This is a genomic window from Polaromonas sp. P1_A2 (assembly GCF_056406895.1).
Genome location: NZ_JBFTZI010000002.1, coordinates 85367 through 99154 on the forward strand (window position 1 = coordinate 85367; position 13788 = coordinate 99154).

Here is a 13788-nt window from a genome sequence, read left to right on the forward strand (position 1 = left end):
CAAGCCGGGTTCGCTGCACATGAACTTCCGGTTTGCTTTTCTGATTTCGACAACGACAGGAGACAACAATGACTTTCAGTTTTCATGCCCGGGCTTCCCGGCGCGACATCTTGCGCGCCGCGGCCGCCGGTGCCGCGACACTGTCCTTCGGCAGCCAAGCCCAGTCGGCCTGGCCCACCAAGCCTGTGACGATGATCGTGCCCTTCCCGGCGGGCGGCGGCACTGACGCCTTCGCCCGCCCCCTGTCCGCCCAGTTCGCGAAGCTGACCGGCAAGCAGCTCATCATCGACAACCGCGGCGGCGCCGGCGGCACGCTGGGGGCCAGCATTGCCGCCAGGGCCCAGCCCGACGGCTACACGCTGTTTATGGGCGCGGTGCACCACACCATCGCGCCTTCGATGTATCCCAAGCTCGACTACGACATCGAGAAAGATTTTGTGCCGCTGGCCCTGATGGCCAACGTGCCGCAGGTGCTGGTGGTCAACCCCCGCAACCTGCCGTTCCCCGATTTCAAGGCCTACCTTGAAGCTGTACGCAAGGCACCGGGCAAGTACAACTACGGATCGGCCGGCGCGGGCACCTCGCACCACCTGGCCGGTGAGCTGTTCAAGCAGCAGACCAAGACCTTCATCACCCACATTCCCTATCGCGGCGCGGGCCCTGCGCTGCAGGACTTGATCTCGGGCAATGTCGACATGATGTTTGACGGCCTGGGTTCCTCGGCCAACCACATCAAGGGCGGACGGATCAAAGCGCTTATGGTGTCCGGCACCAAACGCAACCCGGCATTCCCGGATGTGCCCTGCGCCGGCGAACTGGGCCTGCCCGACTACACCGTGACCACCTGGTACGGCATGTGGGCACCCAAAGGCACGCCGGCCGATGTGCAGGCGCGCATCGTCGAGGACCTGCGCAAGGCCGCCACCACCGATGAACTCAAGGCGATCTGGGCCAACAACGGCGCGGACTTCGGCAACCTCACGCCGCAGCAGTTCGGCGCTTTTGTGAGCAGCGAGGTCAAGCGCTGGTCGGCCGTGGTGAAAGCCTCCGGCGCCAAACTCGAATGACCGCTTGATGGCTGGAGCTGTTTTACTCGAGGTGAAGGGCTCCCTGGCCTTTGTGACCCTGTCCCATCCGGGCAAATTTAATGCCATGAGCCGCGCCATGTGGCGCGAGCTGCGCGCGGCCTTCGAAGGCCTGCAGCGGGCCGACTATGTGCGCTGCGTGCTGGTGCGGGGCGAGGGCGGGCATTTTTGCGCGGGAGGCGACATTTCCGAATACGCCGGCTTCCGGTTTGAAGAATCCGCCCTGCGTGAATTTCACGAGTGCGATGTGTGGAGCGGCTTGCGGGCCATGCTTGATTGCGACCTGCCCATGGTTGCGCAGATCGACGGCAACTGCATGGGCGCCGGCCTGGAGATCGCCAGCTGCTGCGATATCCGCATCGCGGGCGACAGCGCGAAGTTCGGCGCGCCCATCGCGAAGCTTGGCTTTCCGATGGCGCCGCGCGAAGCCGCGCTGGTGCTGCGCGCGGCGGGCGAGCTGACCGCGCGCGAAATGCTGCTGTCGGCTACCGTGCTGGACGCAGCCGAGATGAAACAGCGTGGTTTCCTCAATCAGGTACTGCCGGCTCACGAAGCGGGCGCCGCAGCCATGGCTTGCGTGGAACGCTGCGCCGCCCTGGCGCCCGGCGCCGCCAGGCTGAACAAGCAGGCTTTGCGGGCGTTGGCCCAGGCCGGCAGCGAGCAAGCCGTGACGGACCTGGCAGCGAGCGCTTACCGCTATGCTGCCTCGCCCGAACACCGGGAAGGCGTGACGGCCTTTACTGAAAAACGCCAGCCCCGGTTTGACGGCCGGGCCGCTGAATCTATGACCACTGACAGCCTGAGCCATGAAAAACCATAACCTGTTCGCGGCACTGCGAGCCGCCTTTCCTTCCTCGCTGGACGACGTCGCCATCGAAACCGACAACGGCTTGCGCTATTCATGGCGCGACCTTGAACGCGGCACCGCGATGATGGCCAACCTGCTGGCCTCGCTGGGCTTGCCCGCGGGGGCCAGGGTGGCGGTGCAGGTCGAAAAATCGGTGGAAGCAATGATGCTGTACCTGGCGACCTTGCGCGCCGGTTATGTGTTCCTGCCGCTCAACACCGCCTACCAAAGCGCCGAGATCGAGTACTTCATCGGCAATGCCGAGCCCTCGGTGATGGTATGCAGCAGCAAGAACTTCGGCTGGGTCAGCAAGATCGCCTTCAAGGCTGGCACGCGCAACGTTTTCACGCTGGACGACGACCGCACGGGCTCGCTGCTGGAGCGCGCCGCGCATTGCAGCGACCGGCATGAACCCGTGCAGAGGGAGGCCGACGACCTGGCCGCCATTCTTTACACCAGCGGCACCACGGGCCGCAGCAAGGGCGCCATGCTGACGCACGGCAACATGCTGAGCAACGCGCTGGTGCTCAAGGACTACTGGGGCTGGAAGAAGGGTGACGTGCTGATCCACGCCTTGCCGATTTTTCATGTGCACGGCCTGTTTGTCGCCATCCACGGTGCGCTGATCAACGGCAGCAAGATGATCTGGCTCGCGAAGTTCGACCCCAAGCTGGTGGTCAGCAAGCTGCCCGAGGCCACGGTGTTCATGGGCGTGCCCACGCTCTATGTGCGCCTGCTGGCCGAAGCCGGCCTGACACGTGAGGCCTGCCGTAACATGCGGCTTTTTGTCGCGGGATCGGCCCCCTTGCTGATCGAAACCTTCAACGAATGGAAGGAGCGAACCGGCCACACGATTCTGGAGCGCTATGGCATGTCCGAAACCGTGATGCTGACCTCCAACCCCTACCAGGGCGCTGAGCGGCGCGGCGGCACCGTGGGCTTTGCGCTGCCGGGCGTCAGCCTGCGCGTGCAGGGCGATGACGGGCAGTCCCTGCCGGCCGGCGAGATTGGCGGCATCCAGGTCAAGGGGCCGAATGTCTTCAAGGGCTACTGGCGCATGCCGGAAAAGACCAAGGAAGAGTTCACGGCGGACGGCTACTTCAAGACCGGCGACGTCGGCAAGATTGACGAGCGCGGCTACATCGTCATCGTGGGCCGCAGCAAGGACCTGATCATCAGCGGCGGCTACAACGTCTACCCGGCCGAGATCGAGGGTTATATCAACGACATGCCGGGCGTGGCCGAAAGCGCCCTGGTCGGCGTGCCGCACCCGGATTTTGGCGAAGTGGGCGTGGCCGTCGTGATCGCCAAGCCCGGCGCCTCGCTGGAAGGCGGCCGGATTGTGGGCGAGCTCAAGTCCAGGCTGGCCAACTTCAAGATTCCCAAGCAGTGTTTTGTGGTCAGCGAACTGCCGCGCAACACCATGGGCAAGGTGCAAAAGAATTTGCTGCGCGAGCAGTACAAGGGCCTGTTCGCTTAAAAACAGGCTAGGGCGCGAAGTCGTCGACCTGGATGACCTTGTCAGCCGCGCGCAGGTAGGCCAAGGCCAGTTCAGGCTTGCTTGACGCCTGCGCGGCGCGCTCCATGGACGCGCTGCGGCGCACGGCCTTGTTGAGCGACACCGTTTCTTCCCCCAACTGCTCGGCCAGGGCCAGCGCATCCATCAAATCCCGCAAGCCGCCGCCGGCCGGCGTGGCCAGGTCGGGGCACAGGCGCCGCATGAGCGCGTGCTGGGTGCGCAGCAGCCTGGCCAGGTCCAGCAGCTGGACATCCCGCAGCGGCGCCAGCCGCGTGCTGCGGTTGAGCACCATGGCCCCCACCACGCGGCGCAGCGGCGATGGAAAGTTGGCATAGAGCGCTTCCAGCGCATTACCGGCTTCGTCAAGCTGGACGCGAATCGCGGCCTTGGCCACCGGCAGCATGTCGCCGTCCTTTTCCACCGCATAGCGCCAGGCGCAGGCGCTGGCCATGTAAAGGTGGGCCAGCACGTCGCCCAGCCGGGCTGACAGCAATTCCATGCGCTTGAGCTTGCCGCCCAGCAAGCCCATGGCCAGGTCGCAGGTGAGCGCGTACTGGCTGCTCAGGCGGGCGATCAACCGGGCTTCTTTTTCCAGGCCCGCGGGCGGCGTGCCCCGCAGCGGCGCGCCCGCGATGCTGTACCAGAAGTTGCGCAGCACGTGCCCGCCATGGCCCACCAGCGCCTCGCCCAGCGCCTGGGCGTCCTTGTCCCGCACCGCCTGCATCTCCTTCATCACGTAAGGGTGGCAGCGCACCGCGCCCTGGCCGAAGATGATCAGCGAGCGGGTCAGGATGTTGGCGCCTTCTACCGTGATGGCAATCGGCGCACCGCGGTAGGCCACGGACAGCAGGTTGGAAGGGCCCTGGATGATGCCCTTGCCGCCCAGGATGTCCATGCCGTGGTTGACGGCGCGGCGGCCGGCTTCGGTCAAATGCACTTTCAGGATGGCGCTGGCCACGCTGGGCTGCTCGCCGTGGTCCAGCACCGCGGCGGTGTAGCGGCGCGCGGCGTCCGTTGCATAAAGCTCGCAGGCCATGCCGGCGATCACGCCGGCGATCGCGTCGAAGCGCCCGATCGGGAGCCCGAACTGCTCGCGCACCTGGCCGTAGCCGTTGGCGACGAAGAGCGCGGTCTGTTGCATGGCCGAGCCCAGTGCCGGCAGCGAAATGGCTCGCCCGGCCGCCAGGCATTCCATGAGCATGCGCCAGCCCTGGCCGACCCGGGCCTCACCGCCTATGACCCAGTCCATGGGGATGAAGACCTCGCGGCCTTCGATAGGGCCGTTCATGAATGCCGCGTCCATGGGCCGGTGCCGCCGGCCTATGTCCATGCCGGGCTGCGGCACCGGGATCAGCGCGCAGGTGATGCCCAGCTCGCGCTGGCCTTCGGGCAAGCTTTCGTCGATGGCATTGAAGGCCAGGCCCACGACGGAGGCCACCGGCGCCAGAGTGATATAGCGCTTGGAGAAGTTCAGGCTGAAGCCGCGTACCACCCGGCCTTCAAACTCCCGCTCGACCAGCAGGCCGCTGTCGGGGATGGAAGCCGCATCGGAGCCCGCATAGGGCGAGGTCAGCCCGAAGCAGGGCAGGTCGCGGCCGTCGGCCAGGCGCGGCAGGTAGTGCTGCTTCTGGGCATCCGTGCCGTAGCGCAGCAGCAGTTCGGCCGGCCCCAGGGAGTTGGGCACCATGACGGTCACGGCCGCGGAGATGTTCAGCGTGGCGATGCGCGTCACCACGGTGGCATGGGCATAGTGGCTGAAGCCCAGCCCGCCATGCGCCTCGGGAATGATCATGCCGAAGAAACGGTGTTCGCGCAGGTAAGCCCAGACCCCGGCGGGCAGGTCCCCGGCCTGGTCGATGGCAAAGTCATCCAGCATGGCGCACAGGGTGGTGACTTCCTTGTCCAGAAAGGCCTGTTCCGCGGCGCTGAGCACGTTGGGCCCGGCGGCCAGCAGGGCGTCAAAATCGGGCCGTCCGGAGAACAACCGGCCTTCAAAGCCGACAGTACCCGCTTCGAGCGCGGCGCGCTCTGTGTCGCCCATCACAGGCAATGCGCGGGCAAAGGGTTTCATGGCGGCCCGGCCCAGCCAGCTGGAAAATCCCATGGGGGTGTCTTTCGGAAGGGAAGTGAAAGCTTGCCCCCAGCCTACGAGGGGCACGGCGGGGTGCCTAGCGCCGTTCACCCCGTGTCGCTGTAGGCGGATTTGCCGGGCAGCTGGCCTTCCCGCAAAGCCCGGGCAAGAAAGGTTCCCGCGCTTGCGGCCCTCTTATACAATTGCTCCGGTCTGATTTTTGCTAGTGTTTCCTGGTTTTTACTTCCAAGTTTTTATAAGAGGAGTTGAGGACATTATGAAAAAGCATCTTGGGTATTGGGCGTTTTCGGCCATGCTGGTTGCGGCACTGACCGCCTGCGGTAAAAAAGACGAAGCGCCTGCCGCCGCCGCCCCGGCCGCCGCCGCGAGCGCGCCGGCCCCCGTGGCCGCCGAGGAAAAGGTACTCAATGTCTACAACTGGCCTGACTACGTCGCCAAGGACATGGTCGCCAACTTCGAAAAGGAAACCGGCATCAAGGTCAACTACCAGACCTTCGAGAACAACGAGGCCCTGCACGCCAAGCTGGTCGCCGGCAACACCGGCTACGACATCGTCGTGCCCGGCGCCGTGTTCGCCAAGCCGCAGATCGACGGCGGCCTGCTCGCCAAGCTCGACAAAACCAAAATCGCCAACTACGGCAACCTGGATCCGGCCATCATGGAGAAGCTGGGCACCATTGACCCGGGCAATGCCTACCTCGTGCCCTGGGCCTGGAGCTTCACCACGGTCGGCATCAACAAGGCCAAGGTCACCAAGGCCCTGGGCTCCACCCCCATGCCGGAAAACGCCTGGGACCTGGTGTTCAACCCGGTCTACACCGCAAAGCTCAAGGCCTGCGGCATCGCCTACCTCGACTCGCCCACTGAAGTGCTGCCGCCGGCCATGCACTATCTGGGCAAGAACGCGTACTCCAACGACCCGGCCGACCACAAGGCGGCGGCCGAGATGCTGGCCAAGGTGCGCCCGCACATCCGCATGTTCTCCAGCACCATGATTGACGACCTGGCCGGCGGCAAGGCTTGCGTGGCCCTGGCCTGGGCCGGCGACATCAACATCGCCCGCGGCCGCGCCCTTGAAAACAAGAGCGGCAACGAAGTCGAGGCCTTGCTGCCCAGCACCGGCGGCCTGATCTTCTTTGACACCCTGGCCATCCCCAAGGATGCCAAGCACCCCAACAATGCGCTGGCTTTCATCAACTACTCGCTGCGCCCGGAAGTGTCCGCCTCCCTGACCAACGAGCTGGGCTACGCCACCGCCAACAAGGCCAGCCTGGCCAACGTCAAGCCCGAAATCGCCAAGGACAAGGCGGTGTTCCCCGATGCCGACAACCTGAAGAAGATGGTGTCGCCGGCCAGCTTCAGCAACGAAGCCCGCGAATCCATGAGCAATGTGTTCACCGCCTTCAAAAAAGGCAAGTGACGTTTTACTGATCTCTGGCAAGCGCTGATTTCAGTGTGAACCCGGCTGTGCATGCAATGTGTTGTGTGCACAGCTTTTTTTCATTTTGATGAAGGCAGGAAATCCTGTTCATGAATCTACCTCTCTCGGCCGGCGACGGGTTTTTGCGGACCGACCAGCTGGTCAAGCGCTTTGATGGCGTGGCAGCGGTCGATGATGTCTCGCTGTCCATCCACAAGGGTGAAATCTTCGCGCTGCTGGGCAGCTCCGGCTGCGGCAAGTCGACCCTGCTGCGCATGCTGGCGGGTTTTGAAAAACCGACCTCCGGCGCGGTCTTCCTGGACGGCGTGGACATCGCGTCCTTCCCGCCCTACGAGCGGCCCATCAACATGATGTTCCAGTCGTATGCGCTGTTTCCGCACCTGACGGTCTGGGACAACATCGCTTTCGGCCTCAAGCGCGAAGGCATGCCCAAGCCCGAGATCGAGGCCCGCGTGCAGGAGATGCTCAAGCTGGTCCAGCTCGAGGCCTTCGCCAAACGCAAGCCGCACCAGCTTTCGGGCGGCCAGCAGCAGCGTGTGGCCCTGGCGCGCAGCCTGGCCAAGCGCCCCCAGCTGCTTTTGCTCGACGAACCCCTGGGCGCGCTGGATAAAAAGCTGCGCGAACGCACGCAGTTCGAACTCGTCAACATTCTTGAATCGGTGGGCGTGACCTGCGTCATGGTCACGCACGACCAGGAAGAAGCCATGGCCATGGCCTCCCGCATCGCCGTGATGAGCCACGGCCGCGTGCTGCAGGTCGGCACGCCCAAGGAAATCTACGAGCACCCCAATTGCCGTTTTGTGGCCGACTTCATCGGCAACGTCAATATGCTGGAAGGCGAGCTCACGCTGGACGAAGCCGACCGCTGCGAAGTCACCACCGACCAGGGCGTGGTCAGTGTGGGGCACGGCATCAGCGGCACGCTGGGCATGGCGGTGGCCATCGCGGTGCGGCCCGAGAAGATCCATATCGTCAAGGCTCGTCCATCTGGGGTCAGCAGCAACCTGTTTACCGGCAAGGTGCGCGAGATTGCCTATTTCGGCAGCTACAACACCTTTATCGTGGAAGCGGCCGGCGGGCGCACCCTCAAGATCACCGAGACCAACACCACGCGCCACGACAGCGACACGATCACCTGGGACGACCAGGTCTTCTTCTGGTGGGACGGCTCCGCGCCGGTGGTGCTGACGCAGTAGGCGCAGCCCACAGGCCTTAACGATTCAATCCCGGCGATGAACAACATCCCCTCCTGGCTTCAGCTCAACCTCGGGCGGCGCTTCGTGATCGCCGTGCCCTATGTCTGGCTGCTGCTGTTTTTTGTGCTGCCTTTCCTGATCCTGCTGCGCATCAGCGTGACGGACATGGGAGGCGGCGTCGATCCTTTCGCGCCGCTGATAGAGACGGTCAAGGGCTCCTGGCACGTCCTGCTGCGCTACAACAACTACGCGTCCATCTTCATCGACAACGCGCAGGACGCCGTGGGCGGCTTCGGCAACACCATTTACATGGAGGCCTACAAGACCTCGCTGAAGTACGCTTTGCTGACCACGCTGTCCTGCCTGGTCATAGGCTATCCCTTTGCCTACTTCATCGCGCGTTCGCGGCCCTCGATACGCCCGGCCTTGCTGATGCTGGTGATGCTGCCGTTCTGGACTTCCTTCCTGCTGCGTGTCTATGCCTGGAAGGGCATACTGGCCGACCAGGGTGTGCTCAACAACCTGCTGCTGTCGCTGGGCATCATCCAGGAGCCCATGGTGATGCTTTATACCGATGTCTCCATGCTGGTGGGCATGACCTATGTGTACTGCCCCTTCATGATCCTGCCGCTCTACGCCAACCTGGTGAAGATGGATTTCCGCCTGCTGGAGGCCGCACACGACCTGGGCGCCAGCGCCTGGAAGGCCTTTTGGCTGATCACCGTGCCGCTCAGCAAGTCGGGCATCGTGGCCGGCTCCATGCTGGTGTTCATTCCCAGTGTCGGCGAGTTCGTGATTCCTTCGCTGCTGGGCGGCGCCGAAAACATCATGATCGGCCGCGTGGTTTGGGACGAGATGTTCAGCAGCAACAACTGGCCGCGCGCGTCGGCGCTCGCGGTGGTGATGATTTTGCTGATCCTGGTGCCGCTGGCTTTTTATTACCGCTCCAGCAGCGACCGCGATGCGCGGGGAGGGCACTGAGATGAAGCTCAGCCTGAGGGGTTTTTCGCGCCTGGTGGAAAGCAACGTGGGCCGGCTCTGGATGGGGCTGGTCTACCTCTTTCTTTACATCCCGCTGTTTTTCCTCATCGTCTTTTCCTTCAACAGCACGCGGCAGGACGGTGTCTTCACCGGTTTTTCCACGCGCTGGTACGAGGCACTGCTGGCGGACTCGCGGCTGGTCGAAGGTTTCTTCCTGTCGCTCAAGGTGGCGCTGATCACCGGCACGCTGTCGGTGGTGCTGGGAACCTTTGCCGCCTTTGTGCTGGTGCGTTACCTGCGCTTTACCGGGCGCACGCTGTTTTACGGGCTGGTCAACGCGCCCCTGGTCATGCCCGAGGTCATCATCGGACTGTCCCTGCTGCTGCTGATGGTGGCGGTGCAGCGCGCCGTGGGCTGGCCAGACCGCGGCTTCATCACCATCGTGACCGGCCACACCTTGCTGGGCATGGCCTACGCGACCGTGGTGGTCCAGTCGCGCCTGAGCGAAATGGACCGAACCCTCGAAGAGGCCGCGATGGACCTGGGCTGCCGGCCCATGCAGGTGTTTTTCCTGGTGACCCTGCCCAACATCGCGCCGGCCTTGGTGTCGGCCTGGCTGCTGACGTTCACGCTTTCATTCGACGACGTGGTGATTTCGGAGTTTTTATCGGGCCCGGGCGTGACGACCCTGCCGCAGGTGATCTTCAGCTACGCCCGCCGCGGCGTGAACCCGTCGATTTACGCGGCGGCCACGATCCTGATCACGGTGGTGTCGCTGGGCATCATCAGCTACAGCATCTATGTGATGCGCCGGCAAAAGCGGCTGGACCGCGAGATCAGTGCGGCGGCTCGACCGGAGCAGGCTTTTCCAGACCCCGTCCCGGCAAAGTAGCCAGTACCACGCCGGCCAGCGCGATGCCGAAGGCGCCGATCTGGGTGGGGTTCAGTGTTTCGCCCAGCACCATGACGCCGACTGCGGCGGCGCTGATGGGCAGCAGCACGGCAAACACGCCGGCTTCGTTGGCCGGGATGGTTTTGAGGCCCGTCATCCAGAGCCACACCGTCCAGACACTGGCAGCCAGCGAATAGAACACCAGCAACAGCCAGAGGGAGGGCGTGACCCCGCCGAAGTCAAAACGCCAGGCCGCCCACAGGCCCAGCGGCGTGACGAGCGCAAAACCCCACAGGTTGATCAGGGCCGAAATGCGTTTGGGGCTCAGCACGCCGGTCAGCTTCTTGCCGATCACCGCATAGAAGGCCTCGCACAGCACCGCGCCCACCAGCAGCAGGTTGCCCAGCCAGGCGTAACTTGGCGCCAGCTCGGTTTGCGGCCCCGTTGCTGCGTGGCCCGCAGCAGGATTTTTGGCCAGCGACACCAGCGCGATGCCGACCACGGCACAGGCCACCGCACCCCATACCCGCAGGCTGATGCGCTCGCGCAGGAAGAGCCAGCTCATGAGCGCGACGGCGGCCGGGATGGACGCCATGATCACGCCGGCCGCGACCGCGCTGGTCATGCTCACGCCGAACAGCATGCAGAGGGAAAACAGGAAGTTGCCCAGGAAGGACTCCAGGAACAGCAGGCGGGCGGTTTGCCGGCTCATGGGAACCTCTCCAGCCGGTTTTTTAAGCCAGCGCAGCATGGCAGCGCCGCCTATGCCAAAACGCAGCCAGGCGAGCAAAAAGACGGGCAGGGCGGCGACCAGGGGCTTGGACAGCGCCACATAGCTGCCCACCAAGGACATGCTGAGCCCGAGACAGGCGTAAGCCACAATGCGGTTCATTAAACTGGGAGTTCCTGTTGCAGCGGCTCTGCTGCCCGTCGGTTGCACAGGCCGGCAGGGATGCCGGCGCAGGCCGAAATCATGCCTTAGTTTTTTCGGACCGGATCTCCCCACCTTCCGATACTCAGGATTCCAAGCGATGACCGCTCCCGCCACTCGCCATGTTTTTGTCTACGGCACCCTGCGCAGAGGGGAAGAGCGGGACATCAACCGCCTGCGGCCCGCGCCGCAGTGGGTGGGGCGGGCCCAACTGGCCGGCGTCATGCATCACCTCGGAAGCTACCCGGGCCTTGTGCTGGGCGGGACAGGTGTTGTACACGGCGAAGTCTATGCCGTCAGCCCGGAGCTGGAGCGGGTGCTCGATGAGATCGAGGAGGTCTGGCCGCAGCAAACCGGTGAATACACCAAGCGCGAAGTGATGGTGCAACTGGACACCACGCCGGCGCGCGAACTGCTGTGTGTGCTCTATGAAATTTCGCCGGAGCGCACCCTGGGCAAACCCGTCATTGCCGGTGGCGATTGGGTGCTGCACCGCACCGGCCGCCAGGCCTGAATTTCAGGGCGCCTGCTGCAAGCGCCCAGGCCCTTCTTTGCTCCTGGCTCAAGCGCGCTGCCGCTGCGCCGTTTTCGCCCTGCGCGGGCAGTGCCGCATATTTCACGATCCAATAAATTAATTTCACAATACAAAAATCGTAAATGCTGCGCTGCGCAAATATTTCTCAATCCGAGAAATATGATTTTATATTGCGATATTTTATTAATAGTTTGTTGATTTTATTGAATTTTATTTTTGTCTTATATAAGACATAAGAGCTTCACAAGGTCTTGTAGAAGACTTAAAGTGAGTCCATCGCAGTCACCACTTTTTCCCTTCTTCAATTCTTTCAACTCAAGGAGCCCACCATGCCACAAACCCTGACTGAACAACTGAGCCGCGACCAGCAGATTTCCGCCCTCGAAAAAGAATGGGCCACCAACCCCCGCTGGAAGGGCATCAAGCGCGGTTACAGCGCGGCCGACGTGGTGCGCCTGCGCGGCTCCTTTCCGATTGAGCACACGCTGGCACGCCGCGGCGCCGAAAAACTCTGGAACCTGGTCAACAACGAGCCTTATGTGAACTGCCTGGGCGCGCTCACGGGCGGTCAGGCCATGCAGCAGGTCAAGGCCGGCGTCAAAGCGATTTATCTCTCGGGCTGGCAAGTCGCCGCCGACAACAACAGCTATGCCTCCATGTACCCCGACCAGTCGCTGTACCCGGTCGACTCCGTGCCCACCGTGGTTGAGCGCATCAACAACACCTTCCGCCGCGCCGACGAGATCCAGCACTCCAAGGGCATAGACGCCGGCGACAAGGGCTACATCGACAACTTCGCGCCCATCGTGGCCGATGCCGAAGCCGGTTTCGGCGGCGTGCTCAACGCCTTCGAACTGATGAAGGCCATGATCAAGGCCGGCGCCGCCGGTGTGCACTGGGAAGACCAGCTCGCCTCGGTCAAGAAATGCGGCCACATGGGCGGCAAGGTGCTGGTGCCTACCGCTGAAGCCGTGCAAAAACTGGTGGCTGCCCGCATGGCCGCCGACGTCTGCGGCGTGCCCACGCTGGTGATTGCCCGCACCGACGCCGAAGCGGCCGACCTGCTGACCAGCGACTACGACGAAAACGACAAGCCTTTCATCACCGGCGAGCGCACGTCCGAAGGCTTTTACAAGACGAAAAAAGGCATTGACCAGGCCATCAGCCGCGCCATCGCCTACGCCCACTACGCCGACCTCGTGTGGTGCGAAACCGGCACGCCCGACCTGGAGTTCGCCAGGAAGTTTGCCGAGGCCGTGCACAAGGTGCACCCCGGCAAATTGCTGGCCTACAACTGCTCGCCGTCCTTCAACTGGAAGAAAAACCTCGACGACGCAACCATTGCCAAGTTCCAGAAGGAGCTGGGCGCGATGGGCTACAAATACCAGTTCATCACCCTGGCCGGCATCCATTCGATGTGGTTCAACATGTTCGACCTGGCCCAGGACTACGTCAAACGCGGCATGTCGGCCTATGTCGAGAAGGTTCAGGAGCCCGAATTCGCGGCGCGCGACCGCGGTTACACCTTTGTGTCGCATCAGCAGGAAGTCGGCACCGGCTACTTCGATGAAGTCACCACGGTGATCCAGGGCGGCAAGTCCAGCGTGACCGCGCTGACCGGTTCCACCGAAGAAGAACAGTTCCACTGAACTGCTTTCATTCCAACGATTACCCAGACGCTGGAGCCTTCACGGGCGCAGCTTTCAGCCCGGACAGGAACTTAGGGCCTGTCCGGGCTTTTTTGCGGGTGCTTTTTGGCGTAGAGTGATGTTTGTTACATAAAACACGACTTTGAACATCAACTGGAGGGGCTGCCGTGTCGGACTTAACCGTGGGTTTCAAGCGTATTTCCTGTCCTGATTGCGAGGGTTCCGGTGAACTGCGTATCGAGAGCGAAAACATCAACGAGCACTTCGAGGTCGAGAAACAGACCGTCATCACCGAATGCCCGCGTTGCCTGGGCCTGGGTTTTCTGCCGCCGAGCTCACCGCAATAGCGTTTCGCCACCACCGGATGCGCGGTGTGGGCGGTGCCCAGCCAACCTGCCGTAAAATACGCGCATGCAATCAATCAAACTGGAAACAGGAAGGATCGTTCGGGTTATGACACCGCGAACTAGGCCCTTGTCCGTTTTCTGGAGTCATCCAGGGCGCTAGTCCGCACCCCTTGGTGATTGTTAGCTACATATTTCATAGCTTAAATCCAAATACCCCTTCATCAAAGCGCGGCATGTTCCGCGCTTTTTTGTTTTCCCATTTCTCCTAAAAAC

12 protein-coding genes are annotated in these 13788 nt (G+C 62.9%); 10 read left to right on the forward strand and 2 right to left on the reverse strand.

All coding sequences use genetic code 11. The features are described 5' to 3' along the window. Nucleotides 1-68 precede the first annotated feature (68 nt). From AC1D09_RS07370 to AC1D09_RS07380, 3 genes are read left to right on the forward strand one after another with little or no spacing between them, the layout of a single operon-like run. Nucleotides 69-1067 carry a Bug family tripartite tricarboxylate transporter substrate binding protein gene (locus AC1D09_RS07370; RefSeq protein WP_477663754.1) on the forward strand — a complete coding sequence of 333 codons (999 nt, stop codon included), beginning with the start codon at nucleotides 69-71 and terminating at the stop codon, nucleotides 1065-1067. A gap of 7 nt (nucleotides 1068-1074) precedes the next feature. Continuing rightward, the gene (locus AC1D09_RS07375) at nucleotides 1075-1905 is read left to right on the forward strand and encodes an enoyl-CoA hydratase/isomerase family protein (RefSeq protein WP_477663753.1); all 831 of its coding nucleotides are present in this window, start codon (nucleotides 1075-1077) and stop codon (nucleotides 1903-1905) included. Continuing rightward, nucleotides 1892-3412, forward strand: coding sequence for a malonate--CoA ligase (locus tag AC1D09_RS07380; protein ID WP_477663752.1), 1521 nt, complete (start codon nucleotides 1892-1894; stop codon nucleotides 3410-3412). Before AC1D09_RS07375 ends, AC1D09_RS07380 begins: the two co-directional genes overlap by 14 nt. A 7-nt stretch (nucleotides 3413-3419) precedes the next feature. Here AC1D09_RS07380 and AC1D09_RS07385 read toward each other — a convergent pair whose 3' ends face one another. Then, nucleotides 3420-5555 carry an acyl-CoA dehydrogenase gene (locus AC1D09_RS07385; RefSeq protein ID WP_477663751.1) on the reverse strand — a complete coding sequence of 712 codons (2136 nt, stop codon included), beginning with the start codon at nucleotides 5553-5555 and terminating at the stop codon, nucleotides 3420-3422. Nucleotides 5556-5799: 244 nt separating this feature from the next. On the opposite strand from AC1D09_RS07385, the gene AC1D09_RS07390 reads away from it, so the two are divergent. From AC1D09_RS07390 to AC1D09_RS07405, 4 genes are all read left to right on the forward strand, one after another. Next, complete coding sequence (locus tag AC1D09_RS07390) at nucleotides 5800-6963, forward strand: extracellular solute-binding protein (RefSeq protein ID WP_074575313.1); 1164 nt, start codon at nucleotides 5800-5802, stop codon at nucleotides 6961-6963. 110 nt (nucleotides 6964-7073) lie between these two features. Continuing rightward, nucleotides 7074-8180 carry an ABC transporter ATP-binding protein gene (locus tag AC1D09_RS07395; RefSeq protein ID WP_477663750.1) on the forward strand — a complete coding sequence of 369 codons (1107 nt, stop codon included), beginning with the start codon at nucleotides 7074-7076 and terminating at the stop codon, nucleotides 8178-8180. Between the two features lie 36 nt (nucleotides 8181-8216). After that, nucleotides 8217-9161, forward strand: coding sequence for an ABC transporter permease (locus AC1D09_RS07400; RefSeq protein ID WP_477663749.1), 945 nt, complete (start codon nucleotides 8217-8219; stop codon nucleotides 9159-9161). Between the two features lies 1 nt (nucleotide 9162). Then, complete coding sequence (locus tag AC1D09_RS07405; protein WP_477663748.1) at nucleotides 9163-10053, forward strand: ABC transporter permease; 891 nt, start codon at nucleotides 9163-9165, stop codon at nucleotides 10051-10053. Here AC1D09_RS07405 and AC1D09_RS07410 read toward each other — a convergent pair. Further along, nucleotides 9998-10945, reverse strand: coding sequence for a DMT family transporter (locus AC1D09_RS07410; RefSeq protein ID WP_477663747.1), 948 nt, complete (start codon nucleotides 10943-10945; stop codon nucleotides 9998-10000). The two genes, AC1D09_RS07405 and AC1D09_RS07410, sit on opposite strands and share 56 nt — an antisense overlap. A gap of 139 nt (nucleotides 10946-11084) precedes the next feature. On the opposite strand from AC1D09_RS07410, the gene AC1D09_RS07415 reads away from it, so the two are divergent. The 3 genes from AC1D09_RS07415 (at nucleotide 11085) to AC1D09_RS07425 (ending at nucleotide 13515) form a co-directional block, all read left to right on the forward strand. Beyond that, on the forward strand, nucleotides 11085-11498 hold the full coding sequence (locus tag AC1D09_RS07415; RefSeq protein ID WP_477663746.1) for a gamma-glutamylcyclotransferase family protein: 414 nt from the start codon (nucleotides 11085-11087) through the stop codon (nucleotides 11496-11498). A gap of 350 nt (nucleotides 11499-11848) precedes the next feature. After that, nucleotides 11849-13168: an isocitrate lyase gene (aceA, locus tag AC1D09_RS07420; RefSeq protein ID WP_007870714.1), complete on the forward strand. Its 1320-nt coding sequence runs from the start codon at nucleotides 11849-11851 to the stop codon at nucleotides 13166-13168. Nucleotides 13169-13335: 167 nt separating this feature from the next. Next, entirely contained in the window at nucleotides 13336-13515 is a 180-nt protein-coding gene (locus AC1D09_RS07425; protein ID WP_139200899.1) for a hypothetical protein, read from the forward strand. Nucleotides 13516-13788 lie beyond the last annotated feature (273 nt).

Coding starts and splice junctions, on each gene's coding strand:
- AC1D09_RS07370 (WP_477663754.1), top strand. CDS start 69: ATGACTTTCAGTTTTCATGCCCGGGCTTCCCGGCGCGACATCTTGCGC.
- AC1D09_RS07375 (WP_477663753.1), top strand. CDS start 1,075: ATGGCTGGAGCTGTTTTACTCGAGGTGAAGGGCTCCCTGGCCTTTGTG.
- AC1D09_RS07380 (WP_477663752.1), top strand. CDS start 1,892: ATGAAAAACCATAACCTGTTCGCGGCACTGCGAGCCGCCTTTCCTTCC.
- AC1D09_RS07385 (WP_477663751.1), bottom strand. CDS start 5,555: ATGGGATTTTCCAGCTGGCTGGGCCGGGCCGCCATGAAACCCTTTGCC.
- AC1D09_RS07390 (WP_074575313.1), top strand. CDS start 5,800: ATGAAAAAGCATCTTGGGTATTGGGCGTTTTCGGCCATGCTGGTTGCG.
- AC1D09_RS07395 (WP_477663750.1), top strand. CDS start 7,074: ATGAATCTACCTCTCTCGGCCGGCGACGGGTTTTTGCGGACCGACCAG.
- AC1D09_RS07400 (WP_477663749.1), top strand. CDS start 8,217: ATGAACAACATCCCCTCCTGGCTTCAGCTCAACCTCGGGCGGCGCTTC.
- AC1D09_RS07405 (WP_477663748.1), top strand. CDS start 9,163: ATGAAGCTCAGCCTGAGGGGTTTTTCGCGCCTGGTGGAAAGCAACGTG.
- AC1D09_RS07410 (WP_477663747.1), bottom strand. CDS start 10,945: ATGAACCGCATTGTGGCTTACGCCTGTCTCGGGCTCAGCATGTCCTTG.
- AC1D09_RS07415 (WP_477663746.1), top strand. CDS start 11,085: ATGACCGCTCCCGCCACTCGCCATGTTTTTGTCTACGGCACCCTGCGC.
- aceA (WP_007870714.1), top strand. CDS start 11,849: ATGCCACAAACCCTGACTGAACAACTGAGCCGCGACCAGCAGATTTCC.